The sequence below is a fragment of the Paenibacillus dauci genome (assembly GCF_000971985.1).
Taxonomy (GTDB): Bacteria; Bacillota; Bacilli; order Paenibacillales; family Paenibacillaceae; genus Saccharibacillus; species Saccharibacillus dauci.
On sequence record NZ_LAQQ01000001.1, the window covers coordinates 1,331,852 to 1,355,213 of the forward strand.

At 39.3% G+C, this 23,362-nt stretch carries 28 protein-coding genes and 2 pseudogenes; 4 read left to right on the forward strand and 26 right to left on the reverse strand.

The window, feature by feature from the left end:
• Window positions 1-71: 71 nt before the first annotated feature.
• The 23 genes and pseudogenes from WH46_RS13180 to WH46_RS13285 form a co-directional block, all read right to left on the reverse strand.
• Window positions 72-596, reverse strand: coding sequence for a GNAT family N-acetyltransferase (locus WH46_RS13180; protein WP_046226977.1), 525 nt, complete (start codon window positions 594-596; stop codon window positions 72-74).
• Between the two features lie 193 nt (window positions 597-789).
• Window positions 790-1,158 carry a glyoxalase superfamily protein gene (locus WH46_RS13185; protein WP_046226978.1) on the reverse strand — a complete coding sequence of 123 codons (369 nt, stop codon included), beginning with the start codon at window positions 1,156-1,158 and terminating at the stop codon, window positions 790-792.
• 182 nt (window positions 1,159-1,340) lie between these two features.
• Window positions 1,341-1,580: a hypothetical protein gene (locus tag WH46_RS13190; RefSeq protein WP_046226979.1), complete on the reverse strand. Its 240-nt coding sequence runs from the start codon at window positions 1,578-1,580 to the stop codon at window positions 1,341-1,343.
• Between the two features lie 209 nt (window positions 1,581-1,789).
• On the reverse strand, window positions 1,790-2,287 hold the full coding sequence (locus WH46_RS13195; RefSeq protein ID WP_046226980.1) for a hypothetical protein: 498 nt from the start codon (window positions 2,285-2,287) through the stop codon (window positions 1,790-1,792).
• A 347-nt stretch (window positions 2,288-2,634) separates the two neighbouring features.
• On the reverse strand, window positions 2,635-3,042 hold the full coding sequence (locus tag WH46_RS23855) for a hypothetical protein (protein WP_052714224.1): 408 nt from the start codon (window positions 3,040-3,042) through the stop codon (window positions 2,635-2,637).
• A gap of 88 nt (window positions 3,043-3,130) precedes the next feature.
• Window positions 3,131-3,802: an HNH endonuclease gene (locus WH46_RS13205; protein ID WP_046226981.1), complete on the reverse strand. Its 672-nt coding sequence runs from the start codon at window positions 3,800-3,802 to the stop codon at window positions 3,131-3,133.
• Window positions 3,803-3,970: 168 nt separating this feature from the next.
• Window positions 3,971-4,720, reverse strand: a complete 750-nt coding sequence (locus WH46_RS13210; RefSeq protein WP_046226982.1) for a DUF429 domain-containing protein — start codon at window positions 4,718-4,720, stop codon at window positions 3,971-3,973.
• A 191-nt stretch (window positions 4,721-4,911) separates the two neighbouring features.
• Window positions 4,912-5,274 (reverse strand): annotated as a pseudogene (locus WH46_RS24595) (GNAT family N-acetyltransferase); the annotation flags it as partial.
• A gap of 273 nt (window positions 5,275-5,547) precedes the next feature.
• Window positions 5,548-6,003: a hypothetical protein gene (locus WH46_RS13220; protein WP_156172258.1), complete on the reverse strand. Its 456-nt coding sequence runs from the start codon at window positions 6,001-6,003 to the stop codon at window positions 5,548-5,550.
• Between the two features lie 170 nt (window positions 6,004-6,173).
• On the reverse strand, window positions 6,174-6,446 hold the full coding sequence (locus tag WH46_RS13225) for a hypothetical protein (protein ID WP_046226984.1): 273 nt from the start codon (window positions 6,444-6,446) through the stop codon (window positions 6,174-6,176).
• 237 nt (window positions 6,447-6,683) lie between these two features.
• Entirely contained in the window at window positions 6,684-7,592 is a 909-nt protein-coding gene (locus tag WH46_RS13230) for a restriction endonuclease (protein ID WP_046226985.1), read from the reverse strand.
• Between the two features lie 159 nt (window positions 7,593-7,751).
• Window positions 7,752-8,615: an HNH endonuclease gene (locus tag WH46_RS23410; RefSeq protein WP_052714226.1), complete on the reverse strand. Its 864-nt coding sequence runs from the start codon at window positions 8,613-8,615 to the stop codon at window positions 7,752-7,754.
• Between the two features lie 153 nt (window positions 8,616-8,768).
• A pseudogene (locus WH46_RS24425) lies at window positions 8,769-9,137 on the reverse strand (tyrosine-type recombinase/integrase); the annotation flags it as partial.
• Between the two features lie 324 nt (window positions 9,138-9,461).
• The gene (locus WH46_RS13240; RefSeq protein WP_052714227.1) at window positions 9,462-9,917 is read right to left on the reverse strand and encodes a hypothetical protein; all 456 of its coding nucleotides are present in this window, start codon (window positions 9,915-9,917) and stop codon (window positions 9,462-9,464) included.
• Window positions 9,918-9,969: 52 nt separating this feature from the next.
• Window positions 9,970-10,278, reverse strand: coding sequence for a hypothetical protein (locus WH46_RS24075; RefSeq protein ID WP_156172259.1), 309 nt, complete (start codon window positions 10,276-10,278; stop codon window positions 9,970-9,972).
• A 347-nt stretch (window positions 10,279-10,625) separates the two neighbouring features.
• Window positions 10,626-11,153: a hypothetical protein gene (locus WH46_RS13250; protein ID WP_156172260.1), complete on the reverse strand. Its 528-nt coding sequence runs from the start codon at window positions 11,151-11,153 to the stop codon at window positions 10,626-10,628.
• A 361-nt stretch (window positions 11,154-11,514) separates the two neighbouring features.
• Complete coding sequence (gene aac(6'), locus WH46_RS13255; protein WP_046226988.1) at window positions 11,515-11,955, reverse strand: aminoglycoside 6'-N-acetyltransferase; 441 nt, start codon at window positions 11,953-11,955, stop codon at window positions 11,515-11,517.
• 48 nt (window positions 11,956-12,003) lie between these two features.
• The gene (locus WH46_RS13260) at window positions 12,004-12,564 is read right to left on the reverse strand and encodes a P-loop nucleotide/nucleoside kinase family protein (protein ID WP_046226989.1); all 561 of its coding nucleotides are present in this window, start codon (window positions 12,562-12,564) and stop codon (window positions 12,004-12,006) included.
• A gap of 38 nt (window positions 12,565-12,602) precedes the next feature.
• A complete protein-coding gene (locus WH46_RS13265) occupies window positions 12,603-12,935 on the reverse strand; it encodes a hypothetical protein (RefSeq protein ID WP_046226990.1) in 333 nt (110 codons plus the stop codon).
• A gap of 26 nt (window positions 12,936-12,961) precedes the next feature.
• Window positions 12,962-13,462 carry a hypothetical protein gene (locus WH46_RS13270; protein ID WP_046226991.1) on the reverse strand — a complete coding sequence of 167 codons (501 nt, stop codon included), beginning with the start codon at window positions 13,460-13,462 and terminating at the stop codon, window positions 12,962-12,964.
• A gap of 54 nt (window positions 13,463-13,516) precedes the next feature.
• Complete coding sequence (locus WH46_RS13275) at window positions 13,517-14,167, reverse strand: hypothetical protein (RefSeq protein ID WP_046226992.1); 651 nt, start codon at window positions 14,165-14,167, stop codon at window positions 13,517-13,519.
• 12 nt (window positions 14,168-14,179) lie between these two features.
• A complete protein-coding gene (locus tag WH46_RS13280) occupies window positions 14,180-14,542 on the reverse strand; it encodes a hypothetical protein (protein WP_046226993.1) in 363 nt (120 codons plus the stop codon).
• 60 nt (window positions 14,543-14,602) lie between these two features.
• The gene (locus WH46_RS13285) at window positions 14,603-14,830 is read right to left on the reverse strand and encodes a hypothetical protein (RefSeq protein ID WP_046226994.1); all 228 of its coding nucleotides are present in this window, start codon (window positions 14,828-14,830) and stop codon (window positions 14,603-14,605) included.
• Window positions 14,831-15,136: 306 nt separating this feature from the next.
• On the opposite strand from WH46_RS13285, the gene sstT reads away from it, so the two are divergent.
• The 4 genes from sstT (at window position 15,137) to WH46_RS13305 (ending at window position 20,058) form a co-directional block, all read left to right on the forward strand.
• Complete coding sequence (gene sstT, locus WH46_RS13290) at window positions 15,137-16,354, forward strand: serine/threonine transporter SstT (protein ID WP_046226995.1); 1,218 nt, start codon at window positions 15,137-15,139, stop codon at window positions 16,352-16,354.
• Between the two features lie 573 nt (window positions 16,355-16,927).
• Window positions 16,928-17,182, forward strand: coding sequence for a hypothetical protein (locus tag WH46_RS13295; RefSeq protein WP_017811975.1), 255 nt, complete (start codon window positions 16,928-16,930; stop codon window positions 17,180-17,182).
• A gap of 308 nt (window positions 17,183-17,490) precedes the next feature.
• Complete coding sequence (locus tag WH46_RS13300; RefSeq protein ID WP_046226996.1) at window positions 17,491-18,330, forward strand: hypothetical protein; 840 nt, start codon at window positions 17,491-17,493, stop codon at window positions 18,328-18,330.
• 333 nt (window positions 18,331-18,663) lie between these two features.
• Entirely contained in the window at window positions 18,664-20,058 is a 1,395-nt protein-coding gene (locus WH46_RS13305; protein ID WP_046226997.1) for a PQQ-like beta-propeller repeat protein, read from the forward strand.
• A gap of 309 nt (window positions 20,059-20,367) precedes the next feature.
• Here WH46_RS13305 and WH46_RS13310 read toward each other — a convergent pair whose 3' ends face one another.
• From WH46_RS13310 to WH46_RS13320, 3 genes are all read right to left on the reverse strand, one after another.
• Window positions 20,368-21,366: an ABC transporter substrate-binding protein gene (locus tag WH46_RS13310; RefSeq protein WP_046226998.1), complete on the reverse strand. Its 999-nt coding sequence runs from the start codon at window positions 21,364-21,366 to the stop codon at window positions 20,368-20,370.
• A gap of 209 nt (window positions 21,367-21,575) precedes the next feature.
• Entirely contained in the window at window positions 21,576-21,962 is a 387-nt protein-coding gene (locus tag WH46_RS13315; RefSeq protein ID WP_046226999.1) for a hypothetical protein, read from the reverse strand.
• A gap of 36 nt (window positions 21,963-21,998) precedes the next feature.
• On the reverse strand, window positions 21,999-23,033 hold the full coding sequence (locus WH46_RS13320; RefSeq protein WP_046227000.1) for a LacI family DNA-binding transcriptional regulator: 1,035 nt from the start codon (window positions 23,031-23,033) through the stop codon (window positions 21,999-22,001).
• Window positions 23,034-23,362: the final 329 nt, after the last annotated feature.

A 23,362-nucleotide genomic window follows, 5' to 3' on the forward strand; every position in this document is an offset into this window, starting at 1 on the left:
ACGCATATCGGGTATCCGGCGTATACCCGTAGCGTGAATATTGTGTTAGGCAATACGTAACTACATTACTTTCAAAGTCTTTTTAACATATGTATATCATTGGGTTCTAAATCAAATAATTCTTGATCTATTTCGTCTGTTAATTCACTTCCACAGTTTTGGTAGAAATTCACAGCTGACTCTGTCTCTGTTGAGGAAATATACAAGAATTTAGCACCTCTGTTTTTGGCTTCTTTGCTTAACTCATTCATTAATTGTTTGCCTATTCCTTTCCTTCTAAAACTTCTTGTTACGTACATGAGATCTATTTGCAGCCGGTCTTTATTTTTCCCTCTTAATTTGTGACCTAAAACACCAAAACCGATAAGGCAGTCGTTCTCAAATGCTCCATAAGCTATCCCACCTGCTGTTATTTCAATTCTGAACCTTTCTAACAATTGATCTAACTCCCTAGTATCCCATGTTGGACATTCATGATCGGTGCTAACTTCCTTCAGTCCTGCATCACTGTTTTCATAGATCAAATTAATTTTTTCTGATCGATCAATTTCTTTGATTTTCTCTGCCTCTTCGAGCTTTATTTCTCTAATAATCATCTATATCCAGCTCCTCATCTAATTATCTCTGGTAAGTTTCGCCTAAACTATTTTCAGCTCATATCGTTGGAAAAAGCAAGAGGCTCGATCCCCCACAATGTGAATATCATGTTATCGGATGGATTGGGATACATGAATACATTTGTAGATAGTGCCATCGACTTCTTCAGTTATTCTCACATTAAGATTTGTATTACGAATCTTGCTCTTCGAAGTAAATAATTCTGTTTCCAAATGGATCAATCAAACAACATTCTTCACTTTTCCAAGGTGTACTTTCTAATCCAGGCTTCGAATAATTGTGTTGTTTTCCTATTAGATTTTTATGAATTGCTTCAATTCCGATCACCTTAATTCTAAGGGCAGCTCCTGGACTACAATCTCCATAATGTTCACTTAAATGTATCTTAATATCATGCTTAGATAGTTGCATATATAAAGGTGATTTAGGATCAACTCGATGTTCCCAATCTAGTTTAAATTCTAAATAATCTAAATAGAACTCTTTTGCTTTATTTACATCAAAAATCCGTAAAACTGGAACAATTTCTTTAAGCATCATTGAACTCCACCTCCCAAATATGATTTCCACTGAATTTAGACGATTTCATCTGACGTTTACATATTCATGAACCGAGTTATGTGGAGTATCCGGCAAATGCCAAACAAAGAATGAATGCCTATAGTGTGCATATTATGTCATCTGATAAATACGTCTTCTCCGATTCTTCTTGCTCCTTATGCTTATGTATTTAAATAGGCCTTCCAATCTTTTTTCTTTAAACGAATAAAGCTTTCAAATTCTATCTTCGCAATGCCTCTTAATTGGTTATAAATCTCCTTATCAAATCGATCATTATTTACTAAGATCATGGCTAGAGATTCCCCACAACTTGCTTTAAGCATATCATCTGTCGAATCATGATTGGAAATTATTAGTAAAGCTTTTACTACATTTTTATGACTGTACTCACTAAGATCCATAGCTGCATCATCTCGTTCAGCATCTGCAGCCTCTTCATCTAGTAATATTTTAACAAGCTTTTCTCACTGTTCCATAGTATTCCCTCCGCATTCATGTCTCAGTTTGATCAGGTTACTGGCAAGTTTTACGTATATTTCAAATAATATTTCTGTATTTACTAGTCAATGTATACCAGGCTAGGATGGATGTTTGCAGCATGAATATTATGTTATCTGATGTCCTCTGCTTCTTGTATGGCTAAGTATTTTTTTGCTTCATCAATTATTCGTTTCTTTAGTTCATCTTCATTCGACTTCTCGCCTTCGTTATCATAAATAATTGCGTCTATAGCATTACTGAGTTCAAGCCATACAATCAAATCATCAGGGAAATGTAACTCAATGACTTCTATAAATATGTCGCTCGCAATTTTGAAAGGATCGCTCTTTTGATTCACAATCTCCTGACACATTAGAATAATATGTGCTTCCAGAGTCTCTTCAACACTAGGTCTTTTCAATTCCATTTCCTCAAGTGATTTATAAAAAAAATCTTCAAATATAAATAGACTATCGGCTTTATTCATTGACGAAAGTTTAAATAAGGATTCTGATTCCACATCATTCTCTAGTAACGAAAAGCTCCAATTTAAATAGTCGCTTCCTGAAGCTATACTCTTATATATTTTGTAGAACAATAGATTCGTTTTAAATTTAATTAAGTCCATAGTGAATTCTCCTAATACAATTTGAGAATTTTAGATAAAGTTTCCCGTATTTACGATCCGACTTATGTTAAATGTCTCGCGAGTGCCAGACCAAGGGCATATGCCCCTAGCGTAAAGATGAGGTTAGATGATGGGAACGTCTTCTCCGATTTTTCTAGAAGAGAACCTCTAATTGTTTGTATTCCTTTATTGGGTTGTTATCAATCAATATATTGGGGTCCTTATCTTCTGTAAATAGGGCATTCATTATATGTAATTCGTAGTACCACTGCCCTTTACTCTGTGAAGTGTGTCTTCCATTATAAATAATCCTGCCATATTCGTTAGCCTTCAATCCAAAGATTTTCTCAACTTAAAGGGTTATAAAACTTATCGAGCCTTATTGGTTTGCCACAGTAGTTTGAATATTTAAAGGTAAAAAGGTATTCTGATTCTGTTCTTTCAATCTCTATATCCCCTATTCTGCACTCTTTTTGGTCAGGATCTATAATAGAACTTTTATCATCAATAACCTCAAATCCTTTTTTATCTTGTAAAATAAGAAGCTCATGGTAAGGAAAACCATAAGCAGCATCGTAACTAAATAAGGTATCGGGAATTCTAAATGCTTTTTCGTAATGGTTTCGCACTGTTGAAAAGGGATCTCCTCGCACTTCTTTATCCCATCTTAATGGTATGTTTTGAAGAATCAATCTTTCATTTTTCTTTTTAGGTTTGTATTTAATGTATTTATCCATATCTTGCGTCCCTTTCATGTAACGTTCCTGTATTCACGACTCGACGTATGGCGGTTGTCTGGCGAATGCCAGACCCAGGACGAATGTCCACAGCGTGAATATATTGTTATGTGATGTCGGTATCTTCCTGAAATACTTGGAGATCGTTCTTCTTATAAACTTTAGTATTGTGGTATTTAATAAATTCATTTGATATTTTATGCCCATTTACAATCTTAAGAGTATTTATATTTAAATTTATTGCTCCGTAGTCGCACTGAACATGATGGTTAGGACAAAGTACCAAAATGTTTTCTGCTATATCAGGTCCATTATGTGGTTTTCCTAATGGTTTAATATGATGAGCTTCAGAATAAAAATTTTGATTGCTCAGTTTTATACTCTCGCCACAAATCTGACATTCATTATTATGCAATTGCTTCAAGCGTCTTGCTAAATAGGTATCTCTTAATATTCTATATACTGTTGTTTCTTCTCGAACTGTATCTATTGGTTCCAAAATATCAATTGCATATATTGTTTCTTGCTTTAACTTTCTCAATCCCCATATACCACTTCCTAACCCTTCGACAGAATAGAATAAGTCATCATCTTGATTCCCTGAAAAGACTTTTGAATCTGATGATTTTTTTTCTATTGTTCTTCTAATTATGGCTTTCCAACTTTTCGGCATAGGTGTTTCTCTTATTTTTTGAACTTCTTTATACAATACTTGATATGGCGCTAAACCATTTAAATTATGAAAAGCTTGAATGATATCTTCTAACCATGTTGCCATATGTATATCTCCATTCATTAAATAAATTTTATTGGTTTTACCGATTTCACATAACGTTCCTGTATTCACGATCCGACGACTGTCGGGTGTCCGGCGCATGCCGGACCCAGGACGAATGTCCGCAGCGTGAATATTATGTTATGCGAGGTTCTTTATTTTAAATTGTATTTATACTATAGGCTTTATCCATATCCATCCTTCCTTTTGAATAGAAGATATGTTATTAATCGGCCTAATAGTTCTATCATCAAGAAAATCTTTTCCGCCTAAGCAGCACAGGCATGCATCAAAAAAGTGTTCTTCTTTAATCATTCTTTTATACATACCATTAAATTTCATCCCTCTCTTTCTGAGTTCTTTGATAATATCTAGTCTCCTTCTTTGGTTTTTTTGTTCTGTACCTTTGTAGCTGTCATATTGTTTAGTTTTATTCGGTACTATTGATTCTGATAGCAGCCAAGTTACTGGATAAACCTCAATATAGCCTATTTCAAATTCTTCTTTTGGATCCCACAATAACTTCATTTTAGGATATTTCATTTGGAGTTCATTAATTATTCCTAATGTTTTATGAGTTGTTCTTGCAATTCTATTTGTAGTTATCTCTAATGGCTTCTTTCCTAATAAGGAATGACAAAATAAGTCGGTACTTCTATTAAAAAAGTTTAGAGGAGCACTTCGCAGATACTGTCCAGCCAAATGATTAACTAAAGAACTCGAAAAATCAATAGGCCATCCTAATGGTGTATCCCAACACAATAAAAAATTTTCTTTAGAATGGTCTTTTAAAATTGAGTTAATGGTATCCATCGTTGTGGAAGCTGCTTTATAAGCAATAAACTTTTTATTATTATAATCGTATACACAAATACCAGTGTTTTTGTGCTCAGTAGCACAGTCAATACCGATAATAATCATTGAATTCAATCCTTCCTTTTTACTGTTTGAGGTTTTAAGAATTTCGCATAACGTTCCTGTATTCACGACTCAACGTATGTCGAGTGTCCGGCGAATGCCGGACCAAGGGCGTATGCCCGCAGCGTGAATATTAGGTTAGATGATGTCGCCCCTTTATCGACTTACTTACAAGATAATTCATTTCAAAAGCCTTAGTTCCTACTTCGCTTCAATGATCTCTTAATTTGATAAAAAAGATTCTGGATTTTCGTGATCTCAAACCCAAAATCTCTATATAAATTCCTTACAGCACTTAAAGAATCATTTGTCCATAAAATAAGTTTCTTATAGTTTTTATCTTTACTAAATTGTATCACTTCTTTTATTAAATGCTTCCCTTGTCCCTTTCCTCTTTGATCCACTTCTATCAGAAACCATTTCAATTGAGCCATTTCGTCACAGATTCTAACAATACCTATTGATCCTTTAAGTAATCCATTGATATCTATAACCCATATGTTTTCTCTTTCTTCATCTTTATTCTTTCTGAAAGAACCGATTGAATCTGTTATAAATTCTTTAAAAGATCCATAAAAGCTATACTCTTCTTAGTATATTTGATAATGGGCTTCTATAGTGTGTTCAAGATCTTGTTCTCGATATGACCTTATCAATAGACCACGCCCCTTTTCTTGTGAAGTCTTATGATTTTGGAGATTTCATCTAACATTCCTGTATTCACGACTCAGCGTATGCTGAGTGTCCGGCTAATGCTGGACCAAGAATGTATGTACGTAGCGTGAATATTATGTTATAGGATTTCGGTGCTCTAAAGGTTTATAATCAAGTCAATTGATCCTTTTTATGCTTTTTCTAATCTCTTCATCAGTAATCAATTTATTAATACTTCCGTCTTGATTTCTTATTAATAATTTATGCTTTCCATCAGAATTAACTTCAATAGTTTCATCAGTCTTTGAAAATGGAATACAGTATGATAATCCCAATAATTCAATTAAATGACCAGAAATTTCAATAAATTTTCCTTTTAAGTAAAAAGAACCCTGTGCCATATCCCCAAAACCTTTTTGTATATTAGTGGATGATAATTCACTTAACGAAGTGATAACATTTCTATTCTCATCATAAAAATTTTCTATAAGAACTTGAGTTTTACCCTCTACTAATTTTCCTTCTTTTATCAATTGGTCAATCTTGTCTTTTCCGTTCTCTGAAAAAATTGGTGTGTAAACAATCTCATCATCTTTGGGAGTAAAGATACTTATAGTTATAAGAATCTTCATTATTCTTCCTTCTTCATCTAACTCTGTTGACGGCCTTAAATTGTACAATTGTATATCCTTCCCAAACATCTTCGGACTTGCTTCTGCATATTCCATGGCTGGTTTTGTATAGTCCGTTGCAGAAAAGAATGCTCCACCTGTTACTTCATTTAGATCAACTAAAGCTCCGCTTAACTTTTGAATATCTGCTCTCCTACTTTTGCTCCTTTCACAGTATAATCCTTTGCCTCACCCATTCTTTTTTTGGATTCATCTTCTAGCATCACATCTATTTGATATAATGTGTCGCTAAACTCTCCTTTAAGTTTTTCATCATGCGTCACCTTGCTATCTTTGTATAGTAATTTCATAACAGCGGCTGAAATTTTCTCATATGCTTCTCCACTTTTTTTAGGTTTGAATCCAAAAAGCTCTTCAAATAAAATATCAATTTTTGAAGTCATTTTCTTTCCTCCAATAATTATTTAATACTCTTTTATACCTTTTAATTGATAGTTCTTGCCAATTTCCTATAACGTTCCTGTATTCACGACCCAGCGTATACTGGGCGTCCAGCGAACGGCCGGACCCAGGGCGTATGCCCGCAGCATGAATATTATGTTATCGGATGTCAAGGCTACCCTCAAATAAACTATGAGGATATTTTTCTACTGTAAGATTCAGAGTATTATTCAAAAAAATCAAGGGAGCGATGCTAAATCCATTAATCTTCGGATCTGCTCATCATTTTGACTTCTAAGAACCATCTGTGAGACTCTTAAAATAAATTGCTTTAGGCTCTTAAATGCTTCATCACTATATTTATCATCGCCCTGTTGTATTCTGTTTAACACAGCCATATTCCAAGCTAAATATTTTCCGGGAATTAAAATATCAGAAATGTCTTCCCAACCTGCATCAGTATACCCCATGAGACGATATTTGCTCTTTAAATCTTGGTCGCATTTCCCCTTACAGCACCAGAGAAAAGCAACATAAACTTCAGTTTTAAGGTCTTTCTTGAAAACGATTATCCCGTCCCCTTGAGGTAACAAATCCTTATCACAATTTTGACAATGTAAAGGCTCATACTCCGAGAAAATATTAGCTGGCTTTGGATGATCTTCTTCCCATTTCGAAAATGAAATTGGAAAATATCTTTTAGCAATAGTTCTCCCCTTCGGATTTTCAAGAATCATTTTTTCAATAATTTCGCGATCAAATACTTTCACATCGAAATGTCGTTTCAGACCTTCTAAACTTCTATTCAGCGAAGAACTAATTATTGTTGAATAAAAACCTATGAATCCCTGCGCACCGAAAGATTCAACTCTTCCTTTAATATCTATTTCATCATTACTCTGAACCGCGCTTCCAGAGTGCGCTTTGTGTTTACAACTCACAAGCCAACTAATTTCAGTATCACCAATAATTCCTTCTCTCTTCTCGTTTATTATTAAATCTCTACCACCATCTTGACCTCTATCAGGTCCATCTTTAATTTCAAAACCCAACATCATGAAAAAATCTCGAGCAAACATTTCAAAAGTATCTTGTAATCCATTAGTAAGATTGGCTTGGGCAATCTCCTTGAAATCTAAAATTGGCATAATTTCATCCTCCGTATTATTAAATAGCCTTGATTTCCGATAACGTTCTTGTATTCACGACTCAACGTATGCTGAGTGTCTAGCGAATACCGAGCCAACGACGAATGTCCAAAGCGTGAATATGTTGTTATAAGATATTACTGCCCTTTTGACGATTTACTAAAAGTTTTTCCATTTCATTTTATTATTTTTGCTAAGAGGAATATTCCATCCAAGCAATTGAATAAAATATTTTTCTTCGATTATGATTTTTTCCACTTCAATTTTTGTTTTCTCAGAAACTTCTTCGATATAATGCAAAGATCCATCTTTAAATCCCCATCGCATTTTTAACGCTCTAAACAATCCCTTATTCATTTCAGTGGGAACATCTGATTGAAAAAATCTAACGATGTCGCTCGTAACGCTATTTATTATTTCAATAAATTCATTATCACTGTTATAAAAAGCTTCTTGGAAATCTTCTATATCAGGTGTTTTATGATTATTATTAGTAAACTCATGATAAAAGTCCATAGAATCAAGCAACAGTTCAAGTATAGAAAGATCAATAGGTTTCATCATATGCTCAGAGGAATTTCTTACTAGGTACTCATCCTCAAAATTATTACTTTTCTTTTTGTTGCAGTTTGAACAAAGCAATCTAATGTTGTTTTCTTCTGAACTTCCCCCTTTTGAGAAAGGGATAATATGGTCAAATTCAATATCTTCATCTCTTACTGATTGGCCGCACACTCTGCATATTTGATTGTCTCGCTTCATTACTCTGAATTGTACTGGCCGCTGAATATTTCGACTTATATTTCTTAACTCTTTTGTCTCGGTAAGTGGTTCAGATACATAAAAAACTGGACAATCATGGCCAAAAATCCTGCAACTATGATCATCGCGTTCTTTTTTTAAAGGAAAGTCTTCAACAAGAAGTCCATATGGACAATATTTTAGTTCCCAACATGGTTTGCACACTGCCTTTATTCTTTTATCCCAATTGATTTCAATTGCCCACTTTTGAATCTCTCTCATTAATTTCAGCTCCTAGAGTGGTATGATCATTTGTAGCAATTTCTTATAACGTATTATTTACGAACTTCTGTAATCACTCATATATTGTTATATTCAAGAATTTCATAAATCCCCAACCTATCGCAGTATTCCCGAACCTACCAACACTTCCCTTTAAAAACGTTCCATCCGATCAAGCGGACTTTGAATATTCCCGATATCACACTTGCTCACATGCGTGTAAGGTTCTGTTGTTCGTACACTCTGGTGTCCGAGCAACTCCTGAATATAGCGAAGATCCATTCCATTTTCTAGCAGATGGGTCGCAAAGGAGTGTCTTAACGAATTTATACTCACCTGCTTGCGAATTCCCCCTTGAATAAGCGCTCTTTCGAATACTTTCTGTGCGGATCGTTCGGTGAGATGACGTCCTGTTCGCTGTCCTGGGAATAGCCAGACGATAGGTTTTTCTAGTTCTATGTATTGCTTTAAGACCAAGGCCGTTACTTCGGATAATAGTGTCTGGCGATCTTTTCTACCTTTCCCCTGATGAACATCCGCTCATTGTTGAGCACTGTACCGTTCCAGTGGTACTGCGATTCGTTGATTATTTAAATAAGTCAGGTAAATATCTATTGTTTCCTCCTCATATTATCATCTATTCCAATATTTTGGAATTACTTTTTCCAAAAAAAGGACTTCTAGATGATATACATCTGAAATCCTGACTCTTTAAGCACCTAATATTATATTTTTAACTATACTATATTACCTATCTATTGGTTCTAAAGACCAGTGAATATTCTAGTTTTAATCATGCCCAATATATTTATAATCATTCCTCTAACAGAAGCGAACCGTTAAATTTTATTTTGTATTATTCATAATATCTTGAAGTTCATTAAGCTTCTGCCTAAGTTCTTCTGCAACTTCTACTATGTGATTCCGAGAAAATACAAATTCTTTGGAGGTTGAAATCAGCTGATCTTCAAAAGGAGATTGTTCAGTTATCCAAGTAATACTATGCGTATCATGAATAACTTCGACATAATAACCACCACAGCCAAATATGCCACAGGTACATGTGAATAGAGGATATTTTCCAGGACGGAGCAAAGAATCAAAAAATTCGTCTATCACCAGAATTTCGTCCTCTGCCAGTTTATTACCGTTAATGTAAAGGAATAGCTTCCAATCGATAACAGACACCATACGGCCTTTGACTTTGCTTATATTTTTGTATACTTTTTTGACATCGACTTTTATTTCTACAGATAACGTGTCGTATTGAAAGTTATCATTTCTTTTTGAGAAGCCCGGCATACTTCACCTCATCTCTGTATCATCCAGCTATACTTTTAAAAGGATTCATTTTTCAGATCCCAGGGGCTTCTTTCCAACTGGCTTTGTCAGCAATATACAAATGGTCATCCGTTTGCATATGCATAAATTGTTCTTTATCCAAATCTTTGTACATTGTATGTAACGATTTGGGAATGATCGCTGCATCAAATACATACAAGCTCTCATAGTGCTTCTTTACGATAGCTTCCCATGGTAAACCATACGTCACTTCATTTGTGAAATAAACGCCGGTTTGAGTGAATTCTTCTGCCAAAGCACACATCATCTGCCCCAACAGCGATCTGTACGTTTCTTTTATTTCACCTGTTACATGATCCATTTCAATCTCTTCTGTCCATAACAGGATAGCAATCTTCATCCAGTTCGTGGTAAGTTCCGGTATAACTGCCGGAGTCCAGCCCATAATATATGGACGTACATGTATAGTATGCTCTTGATATACGTACTCCTGGGTAGCTGTGCTGCTACCTTTGTACATAAAGTCCTTATCTGCAACTTCCTCTTCCAAAAGGTCCAGGAAGTATGCAGGATCGATATTGAGCTTGATGAGCACGGATACAAAGGAGCGGAATATATCTTTGTAACTCTTTTTATCACAGGGTATGTAAGTTTGAATATGAGAGTATTCCGGCATTTGTACCTTCCTTCCCGATGAAGTAGCGCTATTCATTCACTGAATGTTGTTTTATAGGATGACTTTCTATGGCTTTGAATTTTTTTTACATAATCGGGATTGTAGTAAGCAACAAACACAGATTCAGGAGTCCCCTCAGACAATATAACTCTAACCAGTTTGTCTTCAAGCTCCCAGCTATATCCCTCGAACTCTTTGTCTTTAGTATATGTACCAGGACCATATTTATTCTTGTACTGCTCATAGACCAGATTCAGATTTTCCAGCCGCTTCTGATGATCAATTTTCGAAGTGTATTTAAAATCAATAATTTTGGTAAAAGCTTGCAAACCGTTATTCTTGTCATCAAATGAATAATAGATTTCTGCTTTTTCTCCTATATCGGTAGGAGTATTGTATTTTAATTCGTTTTTTGTTTTCTCGATCACATCCATATTTACGGTCTGCTCGACTTTTTCTCTGGACGTTCCCCAAGCCAAAGCGTCCGGTTCTATAACAGTTTGGGTTGAACAGCTGCATAGTAATATAATCCCCAACAAGCATATCGCTAACTTTGACAAGCCAATCACCTTCTTTGTTTATGATTTATGGATTACATCTGTCGCATTACAATCTATCAGCTGATAATTTCAACCTGCGAGGGTCACTACTTCTTTTACAGAAAAACACCAGACAATAATTCTTGCTACTATGTCTGGTGTAATAACGGTATCATCCTCCCATACAGGAGTCAGTATTCTTTTATAACATCCATTCTCCATCACAATTCCTTCAAACTGTTTACCTTGAATGACAATAAAGGGGGAACTATCCAGCTGGCAGGATTGACCCACATTATATGCAGCTATGAATTGCTTGTCTTCGGAGATTTATCCTCATCGTCATTCATCAGCTTATGATGCTCGTTGCAGTTCCCAGTAATCAGCTCAAGTTTTTGATAAAAGCCACTATTCGATTGGCTTCCTCGAATCCCAGCTTCTTGTGTAACTTCTGACTACCGTAGTTATCGAGCTCAGTGTCCGAAGCAATCTGGCTGCAGCCCATTGATCTGGACCACTCTTCACCTGCTGCCAGCAGTCTGGTGGATATTCCTCTGTGACGAAAGGCTGGATCAACGTAAATGCCTTCGATATAGCCGACTGGACTGGAGTCGGAGCCTTCTACATAGTCATGCCGGAGGGACATATGAATAAAGCCAATACTCAATTCCTCTGCATTTGCCAGATATACAATATCCGTCGAAGAATCCAGTATTTCCGCAAAGTCTGCACGAAGTTCTGACTCTATATTGTCCGGCCACAGCTGCATAGCGAGATTTGTTACTTGATGGAGATGGGATTGCTCTGCTTTTACAATAATCAATAGAAGTCATCCTTTCTGACTAATTGAGCTCTATTTGATATTGATCGGTTACAATGCAAACCTGCTTACAATCATCTCTGCTGCGGATTCTGCGTCAAGATCGGTGTTGTTGATTCTCAGGTAATTTGTCTTCTGTATCTCATCAGGCAATGAATTCAATCGATATTGCTCATGGGTCTCGATTAGATCCTTTTCCGACCACTGGATATCGCGCTTAGTAGGTTTATGCTGAAGCCGGTTTTCCGTCTTATTACGCTGGATTCTCTGCTCCATGTCTGCTTCGAGCTCGACGTAATAGCCCGTCCCGCCTCTACTTTCAAATAATGCAGCTACCTGTTCTATGTAATCCCAATCACTCTGCAGATCGAATGCCCATACATAAGTGAAAATCAGACCTTTCAGATCGCTCCGAGAAACTTCTTCGAAAATCTCGCGCCGGATCAGGTTCACGAGCCGTTTGCCAGCAGGAGTTCCGTAATCGAAAAAATGGGATACCAGATCAATAGACATATGATTATGGAACAGCTTCATATTCGTCTTGGCAGCCAGATGCTGTCCTATGGTCATTTTGCCTACTGCCTGTGGGCCGAACAGGATGACAAGTTTCATGAGAACATTCCTTCTTTCTGAGTAAGCGAGTAATTATTTCAGTATTCTTCGTTCTCTTCCCCCTGGACTTTTGCTTGCAGTCTGGATGCAATATGCTTCATTTTCTCAATCACATCATCTTCGGGACCTTTCACGACGATATTACCTTCCTGATAATCGAACAGCACTTCTTCTTCTTCGCTTACCCACATTGCCATTCCTTCACTGGCGTAGCTCATCATGCTGCCATTCGGCAAGCTAACAGCAATCTCTTCCATCATCTCAAATTCCGGATCGCTCTCAACATAGTCCTTCCATTCCTGTAGACTGATAGGAGTACCCTCATTCTCATACCAATTGGCTGCTCTTGTAATATATACATTGTATCCCATTATTTTATTTCTCCTTATCGATCATTTTATTTGTTTGGCATATTAAGCTTGGCATAGTATGCCAAGATCTGTTTGGTTGCACCTATTGATGGGAAGAACACAATCAGTTCTTTATCCGTTTGTTCATTAATAATCTCCATCACTGTTCCTGGTCCATACTTGGGATGCAGCAGCTCCGAGCCTATAATGAGTGATTCGATGTATTCATTGGTTGCTGGCAGCTCTGGACTGACATACATGGATTTGCTCCGTTCAAGCTCGGCTAGCATTTGGGGGTCAATAGGATAATCTCCTTCATATACTTCACCTTCATCTCCCTGAACACGGGCTCCGATCTGCTCGGCAATAGCAATTAATATTCCCATCACTTCATTATTGGCTCCTTCCAGAGTAAGACGTCCTTTTTTATAGGTGATAGGCAATAGATCGATCCAGGACTTCACCTGTTCAAGGTCAGCTTCCGTAATGGGATGTTGCTCACTATGCCACCAATTCAAGGCTTTTGTAACATGGACATTATAGGACATTATTTAGCTCCTTTTATAATTAAATGGGCTTGCACTTTGTATTCTTGAATGATTTTAGAGAAGTTCTTCATATTCTTTGGATTCGAGAACTCGATCATATCTAACAAAAAACATTTCAGGAATGCTGATAATCGATTTGAACTCTTCTGCCAGATTCATATTCTTTTCTATACCATTTTCAATATAATCGATATTCAGAATACGGTTCAGCTGGTTTATTTGCTCGTCGTTGCATCCAAACAATCGAAATGCTTCTGTATTGCACTCATCAAATACCCGTTTAAATTCTTTTTCAAAAATATTGCTTTCTTTTAATTCTGTATACAAATCTTCCAGCTTTCCACTGAATAATAAATCACTCGAACTGGATTCCGGATATCGCTTTTTGGCTATCTTATATACCAGTTCATCCTCATATTCAAAAGAAAAGTGCAGCCTCGCTATTTCCTTGCCCTGATCAAACACCTGGTACCCCCACCAGTGATCTTCAGCGTTATAAAAATAAAGTACAGGTACTCTATTCGAGACACGATATATATATGCCGGAGCCTTGTGATTATGATCGGCTATATGACCGTCATCCTTGGTTAGCCAGGTGATCCACTTATCATTCAAACGATAAATAGCCGTTCCTGATGGCAGTTGATCTTTAACCATTTCTTTGTGTGCAGCGAGTATTATATTCCCAGCAGTAAATTCACTCATTTCCAGCACCTCTTATCTTTTGGATTTGAAAAATGGGTTAGCCGATCTGTTGAATAAAGTCAGGAAAATAACAACCAGATATACCACTCTCGGGATGATGGAATCCGCATACAGCAGCAAAGAAAGAATGCACCAGATTACAATAATCATCCTGCCCGCATGCATTCCTCTAAAAGCCAGAATTCCTCCTATGAATAGCAGTGCACCGCCCGCATAGGCCAGCATTACAGCTACCAGTTCAGGGGTATCTGCGAAAATAATTCCTTTGATCGGTACATCGCGGCTGATCATCATAGAGGTCAGGATTAGATTGAGGAAACCGATAGCCATAATTAGTACAGACATAATAGCGACCGATACAGGTCGTTTGATCATATGTATTCACTCCTGTGTATTAGTTAATATAGGGATGCGCTTCTCTACAGAAGCAGCCATCTACCATTCAATATGTTGTATAATCATCTCGGCTGCGGTTTCGGCGTCGATATATGTATTGTTGATCCGCAGGTAATGAGGCGTACTCAGCTCTCCAGGCTGTGAATTCAGCCAATACTGCTCATGAGAGCTCACCAGATCCTGTTCCAACCATACCAGATCGATCGACATATGATTATGAAACAGCTTCATATCCGTCTTGGCAGCCAGATGCTGTCCAACAGTCATTTTGCCAACTGCTTGTGGTTCGGCCAGACAGGATCATTAATTTCATTCCATCCTCCTCCTTGTTGTATTTGTCCTTCCATAATACCGTGCTACATTCATAATGAATCTTCCTGTATTTCTATGCATAATTGAAGTTATTCTGCTCTGGGATCGGCTGTGCTGACCTGCTGTCTGGCTTGAAGTGATTATACCTTATATTTTTCATTGCAAACGAAAAATTTCATGGTAAACTAATATCTAATTACCAACCTGCTTCACCACTGTGAAGCGGGTTGGTGTATGATTAACGATAACCGGAGGGGAATTATGGCGACATTGCTGCACAAATGGAATAAAGTAAGTCTGGTCCAACGAATACTTATCGGAATTGTAGTCGGGATTATCCTGGCTTTGGCTTTTCCCCATGCTGCAGGAATTGGTATCTTTGGTTCCTTATTTGTATCTGCACTGAAGGCAGTAGCGCCTATTCTGGTATTCCTTCTCGTCATGTCTGCCCTCTCGCAGCACAAAAAGGGGCGGCCTACCAATATGAAATCCATTATTGTGCTATATGCATTAAGTACTTTTCTGGCTGGTCTGATCGCGGTAATCGCAAGCTTTCTCTTCCCTGTAAAATTATCCTTGATCCAAAGTGCTGAAGGTCTTACGCCGCCTGGAGGCATTGTAGAAGTGCTCAAAGGTCTACTGCTCAATGTAGTCGACAATCCGGTAAATGCACTGATGAATGCCAACTATATCGGTATTCTCGCCTGGGCAATCATGCTTGGTCTTGCTCTCAAAAATGCCAAAGATACTACCAAAAATCTGCTCTCCAATTTCTCGGATGCTGTGTCCCTGATCGTCAAATGGGTCATTAATCTGGCACCACTGGGGATTATGGGGCTCGTATATGAATCCATTACAGCGAATGGTCTGGCTTCATTGCTTGATTATGGCAAACTGCTGCTCGTACTTATTGGCTGCATGCTGTTTATGGCGCTGGTAGTGAACCCGCTGATTGTATACATGACCATTCGCCGTAATCCCTATCCACTCGTATTCAGCTGCCTGAGAGAAAGTGGACTCACCGCCTTTTTCACACGCAGTTCAGCAGCTAATATTCCGGTCAATATGAAGCTGTGTGAGAAGCTGGGACTTGACCGTGACAGTTATTCCGTCTCCATTCCGCTGGGAGCCACGATTAATATGGCTGGTGCTGCGGTGACCATTTCCGTGTTAACCCTGGCAGCTGTCCATACACTGGGTATTCAAGTAGATATCGGTACAGCTTTTATACTTAGTCTGTTATCTGCTGTTGCCGCTGCGGGAGCGTCCGGCGTAGCTGGCGGTTCCCTGCTGCTGATTCCGCTGGCATGCAGCCTGTTCGGGATTCCGAATGAAATTGCCATTCAAGTCGTAGGCGCAGGATTTATCATTGGTGTACTGCAGGATTCCTGTGAGACGGCACTGAATTCTTCTTCGGATGTACTGTTCACAGCAACAGCAGAGTATGCCAAGAACCGCAAAGAATTGGGAAATGCCTGATATTTATGTGATTAGTAGTCGATTATGAAGATCTATTTGTAATCTTATATTATTGTAGCTAGAAGCAGACTGCGAACAGATTCCGCAGTCTGCTTCTTTTATGTATACAACCGTTCCAGACAGCCTTGTTGGTCTATGTCTTCTTTATTCACGCACGGTTTCGTTGAACATGTTCTCAGGAACTTTTTCTATACTTTACTCTCCTCTTCCATAATCCATTTAAAACTTGATTATTATTCATCTTGTCCATCCTTTCTGGGTGTTTAAAGCAGCTGCTCTATGACATTATAAACGAATTAACAGCACAATTAATAAATAATAAGATGTAGGCGATATTCTCTTCATAACAGCAAAAGCGAGCATACGGAAGGACTCTTTCGAACGAATCTTCTGATTCCGTCTCTTCTATCCTCAAGCTGCAATATGGTTACTCAGCTCTTCAGATGCCGATTGGGCACCCGGCAGCTTTGCCGTATAATGGTAAATGTTACGTCGGATGTGACTTCCATATCGGGATCATACTACATACTATGATTGCCATCTGACAGCATAAACCGGAGAGGATGAATATACTTGAATTATACCGAAGCACTGGAACGCAAAAGTGAAATGTTGAAGAAGAATGTGGAGAACTGGATTTTGAAAGAGAACCGCAGTGGCCTATCCCAGCAGGAAGCTTTTATTTACCGGAATATGATCAAGGAACTTCATCAGAACAAACACGAGCTGCATACCGTACGCGAAGAAGAATGGCATAGCGAAACCTCGGAATCGTCACATTCCGAACCCGCTACCCTATCGGCTGCCAAACCATATAGCATGTCCTAAGGATAAATTGACTCCAACCGTCACAACTTTGTTGATTCAAAGTTGTGACGGTTTTTTGACGTATGGGATAAAGGCTATGAGTTAGGGAATGAGCGGTTATGTGGTGCCAATTTATCTACTTGCTGCTTGTTCATATTTATGAAATGATCGCAGATATCCGATATAGAGTGATAGTAAAAGTAATTGTAGTCTTTCCTATCGTTTGATATGATTAGCTCTGCTCTAAATCAGATTTGATCTATTACATAACGTCTATGTATCTGTAGTACTGCTACCCTATTTATTTTATAACAATAAGGATGTGTATCATGACACTGTTCAAAAATCTAATTTTACCGGCTGCTCTAATTGTTGTTCTTGCTGGCTGTGGAAATATGCAGGATGCGCCCACAGAGCAGGCGGAGACTTCTTCTTCCTCGTCCACATGGAATACCGACACCACCGGAAATACAGCAAACGGCGCAACAGATGATTATGCCGAGAATGAAGATGATCTGCACAACACCGAGAATGCTGGCAGCAATAATTTTAATGATAATAGCAGTACTCCTCCCGTCCAGGAGAGCTCTCAGGATTCGAATAGTATCTCTACTAGCGTGAAGACAACAACCTCTGTAGAGACCAGTGTTTCTGCAGGTAGTAGTACTTCGGTAGAGACCAGCACATCTGTTGAGATGAATCATTCTCCCAGCCCATCGCAGCCAACTACCTCTGCATCCGGATTATCTACGCAAGCAAGTGATAACCTTTTGCAATATTTAGAAGAATGTACTCAAATGCTGCATTATATCGGTCAGGAAATGAAACAAGCAGCTGACTTCTCCACGATGCAGGAACCAACAATTGAGAAAGTAGTGGCACAAATAGCCTCTCACCGCAAAAATATAGATAGTCGCCTACAAAGACTTGAATCCCTGACAATCCCTCAAATTGACAATCCGAGTGTACGTGAAAAAGTAGTTTCTATTCGGAATCACACGCTGGATATGGGAAATACAGCGAGCGATATGATGCAGTTAATGAGCAAATATATGCAAACCGACGATGAGGGTTATTATGAAAAGTATCAGAAAATGAGTGACCAAGTAAATGCCAGTTATCTAGCAATTATTGAACAGGCAACACAATTGGCAATCGAGGTAGAATAAAATGAATATAAAAGCCTACAGACCTGATTCTGCAGGCTTTTTCTATACTTCTAAATTAGATCACATATCTTCCACTGTACACAATGTATTGTTAGCCCGTTTATGCTGCGCTCTCTACTGCCTTTCCCTGTTTTCTTATAGGCAGGTATCATTTCAGTAATAGGATTGTCACTTTTTCCATATTAAATACTCTACCTTTTTGTTCTAAAATAAACAGGGTCTGCTAATCGGCAGACAGATGTCGTTCATGGATAAGCTGGATTAGCTTATCCTGCTTACAGCAACATCTCTGCTTACCTATTCGGCAATTCAATACATAAAGGTGGAATCAATATGCTTCAAACATTCTTTACTCGTACGACTTCCTGTCTGGTGACAGCCGGCCTGCTCGGCAGCATGTGGCTTACTCCCTCTAATGCTGTCCATGCTTCTGCTCTTCCTGCATCTTCTGTATCTGCTACTGATAAAGATAGCATTGCTGAATCCTCTATTACAGGAACGAATGCAGCATCATTACCAGCAAGCTCCTCTCCAAAATCGCTTACAGCTATGAATGCACTGCACAAATCATGGACATCGTCCAATCTGAGAACGCCCTCTGTACTGATACGACATGCGTCCAATTCCTTTGTCAGCACTATTCATGCGGTTCCTGCCAAGAAGCTGGTCTATGCCTATGTTACGCAGCTGGTCGATAACACTCCTAAGGCCAGAATATCGTATGATTGGAGATTGGACAGTCTGAAGGCATTGGACGAGAATACCGGCAAAGTGAAATGGACGTATAATTTCCACAAATCCGGTGGCCCTTTTACTATCTATGGCGAGACTGCTTTTGCAGCTAATGGTACTACATATGCCTTTCAGAATTTTACGGACGGCACCTACAAATTATATTCTATCAACAGTTCCGGTAAATTAAACTGGACTCGCTCGCTTCCACATCAGAATGGGCTGGATATCGTGCAGCTATCTGTGATGAAAGACAACTCTATTCTGGCTGCTGTACAGTACAGCTATGATAATAAAGGGATATATCATACAGAATTGCTACATTTCCAGGCCAGCGGCAAACTGATCCATCGCAGTCAAATCGCCGGTCGGTTAATCCGTATCCAAAATGAGCATATCCTCATGGATCTCTCGCCCATGGTTAGACGCGGTGGCATCTGGGATACAGCCTATGGTTCCAAGCTGGCAGTATACAACCAGAACGGTCAGCAGCAGTACACCTGCCAAATGCCCAAAGCTACTATTTTATATGACGATATGGACGAACAGCAAACTATACTGTCTGACGGTTCCATAATTATTCGCGAAGCTGGCTCTACACAAGATAAATGGTACGGATTCTCGCTGAAGGGTAAGCTTCTATGGAAACGTCTTATTCCAATTGATGCGCAGATTGCAGCATCGAGTGCAGGTTATGCTGTATACCAACCTGCTTCCCATACGATCAGCCTGTATATCATGAACAGTCAGATAGCACAGCAAAGTGTGGTTGGCCCGCCGGAGGAAGGAATCTCCTTGATCCAAACGATCGATGGTAATCTGCTGCTCACTTTACAAAAAAGCGCCTACGTTTTGAATCCGCAGAATTTGCAAACTATTTTCGCCTCTTCCAGCGGTAATATTTTGCTGAATGCCGACATCAGAGCTTATGGTGACGGTGCAATCTATACAGCTGATGCTCGGGGAGGAGTCGTGAAATGGAGTATGCATCCATAAGCCGGATGGTACTTTTATTGATTAACATATTTGTGTACTAATTAAAATATGTTTGGTGCATTCCTGCATTTATCTGAAATACGAAAAAGCCTGCAGATTAAAGTCTGCAGGCTTTTCTCATATTATCATTAATGCGAGCATCATTATGACGAATGCCGGTATTACGAACATCATTATTGCGAGTTATTGCAAATGTCGTTATCAATATGATGAGCCGATACTTAATTGGATCATAACCACTTCATAACAATAGCTATCACTTCACCCACATGATTCATTGCCAAAGCTGTATCATAATCCGTGTATTTCTTATTTCGTCAGTACGCCAACCACCTGATCTACCAATGCTTTGGAAGATACAGGCCCACCGAATGTCCAGGTGGTTCCGGACAATGGATACGTACGTTTTTCTTTGACAAAGTTCAGTCCGTTCCAGACGGAATTGCCTTTCATTGCCGCTCCGAATACATCGTCATCCGGCTGGGTGATGTAGATAAAGTTGCTGTCCTGTACTTTGGACAATGCTTCGATACCTACGGTCGAGAAACCGTAATTTTCGACTTTATCCGATTTCCAGTCGTTGATCATGCCGATCTTCGCCAGGGTACCTGCTACAACCGAGTTGTCTAGGAACATGCGCAACATTGCTGCATTCTGGGAAGTGAAGGCTTGAGTAATCACATAGTGCATATCCGCTTTGTCGGCAGCAGCCAGTTTTTCTTTGGCATCGGCATAGTGCTGATCCAGATCGGCCAGTACTTTTTTCGCCTGATCCTGTTTGCCTACTGCAGTGGCAATACTGTTGAACACTTCAACCATCTTGTCATAGTCATAACCATTTCCGGTATTCAGATTATACTCGATCGTTGGTGCAATCGTATTAAGCTGATCATAAATCTTATTATTGCTGTCAAAGTTGGAAATGATCAGGTCCGGCTTCAGTGCCGCAATCGCTTCCAGATTCGGCTCATTACGCAGACCTACATCGGCTACACTGCTATCCAGAGCAGCTTCCGGACTTACATAGATCTTGTACTGCTCATTGTCAGCACTACCTACTGGCTGTACACCCAGAGCTACCAGATCTTCGGTAAATGTCCATTCCAGTACAACGACACGCTGTGCCGGTTTATCCAGCGTTGTCTCGCCATGACTATGCTTGATCGTTATCGGTCCGGCAGCTTCTGTTGATCCGCCAGCGGCTGGTGCAGTTTCTCCTTCAGCCTTTGTATTTCCAGCTGTTCCACAGCCTGCAAGTGCAAGCATCAGAACGAGCATAAGTGCGATTCCGCTGAACCCCTTTTTCATGTTCGAATTCTCCTCTATTATGTATATATTTGCGGATAATGATAATCATTATCATCTATGGATTATGAAGCAGTACAGCCGGATTGTCAACGATAAGTCGAAATATCGGCTGTACTTTTTACGAAGCTGGATGTACAGCTAAAAGGGAGCTGGATTTTCTGCCTTTACACTGCTTCAGTATAACCAGATACTCGTTCGTCAGCAGACATTTATAAAGGATACTTGTCTACATGCCGCGAATCGATAAAATCATCAATCATCAGATCATAGTGACCCAAATATTCCTGTAGATCCTGCCAGTTGGCAATCTGTATATACTCGCCTACCCGGTCATATGAGGGCTCCAGTTCATCTTCAATATCGGCTCTATCAAACGAAGCCTGTCTGACCTGGAAACAGGCCTGTTCTATAGTAACGCTTGGTTGATAAGGTGAAAATGCGATCATTGCACCGGGTTCAGTACGTAGCGGATAAGCTGGAAGGCAGCCAGATTGCAACCGCACCTCCATCCATGTGATGGAATTGGCATCGACAGGCGTTATTTCTTTTAGCAATATTTTTCCTTTGAGCAGCAGCTCCAGAGATTGAGTAATCATACTTTCTCCTCCATATGAGTGGACATGATGTCCGCTCTACTCCTGATCCTTACGCGAATAATGTTTGGCTGCAAGGCTCGATTCGCGGACAATCAGCCTTGGTTCAAATTCTACGCGTTCATATTCGACAGGCTCCGGCGATTGAATACGTTTGAGCAACAGCTCAGCTGCCAACCTCCCCACTTCATTGCCCATGATCGATACCGAGCTGATCTGCGGTGTGGTAACTGTAGTCCATAGATTGTTATCGATGCCGACGATAGCCACATCCTCGGGCACCTGAACACCCAGTTCCTTGAACCGGTTCACAATACCGATTGCAACCATATCATTGACTGCGTAGATGGCATCAGGCATATGTTTGAGATTATAAAAGTAATCTGCTGCCTGGCGTCCTGTATCAAATGTAAAGTCTTCGCCAAAGTACACAAGCGAAGCATCTACGTGACGCAACGACTGTTCATACGCCAGATAACGCTCTTCGATCTTGTCCTTGGGTGCTCCTGCGTAAGCGATACGGGTACGACCGATCTGCAGCAGATGTTCCATAACGAGACGTCCTTCGGGGCGTGCCATACCGACAATATCCGCTTTGAGATCGGGACTGAGTTTTTTGCTGTAATTGATAACCGATATCGGGATAGCGGATTGATTGATCAGATTTTCCAATGTTTTCGGATAAGCCAGTGGCATAAGAACCAGACCGTCCACATGCAATTTTTTTACTTCACGCAGCGTCTCCAGCTCCAATCGTGCATTACCAAGCGTATTGATCTGCACAACACGATAGCCATGCTGCTTGGCAGCCTGCTCCACCGACCATGCGATATCCGGAATAATGGCATTGCGGATATCGGGTACAGCGAGTGCAATCTGCCGCGTCTGGCGGATTTTGAGACTCTGTGCAGATGTATTGGGGATAAAGCCCATCTCTTCGACGATTTCCAGAATACGCGCTTTGGTCTTCGCACTGATGCCTTCGCTATCATTAAGAGCACGCGATACAGTAGCAATACCAACGCCCGCTTGCCGGGCTACATCTTCGATCGTTACCTTTTTTCTGTTGGCCATGCCAGTTTCTACCCCTCTTATCGGAATCATTTCCATTCATCCGTGAAATTTTTCATTACTTTCTTACATTATAACATAGCGGTTTGCAAACAAGCCTGTCTGATTAAAGGAAGTCAATCCGGACTATACTGATTACATTACGGAAATGAACTATTTTAAATTTTATCTACTCATTAGCTGATATAAAAGCCTTAATCACATATTCAAAGATAATATGGATCTATATATTTTTTTGCCTTCTTGTGTAGGTTTACGTCAGTTCCTGCCGAAATCCATTTGACAATATGTCTATAGTGTGACATCATTAATACCGGAAACGTTTCCTAAAA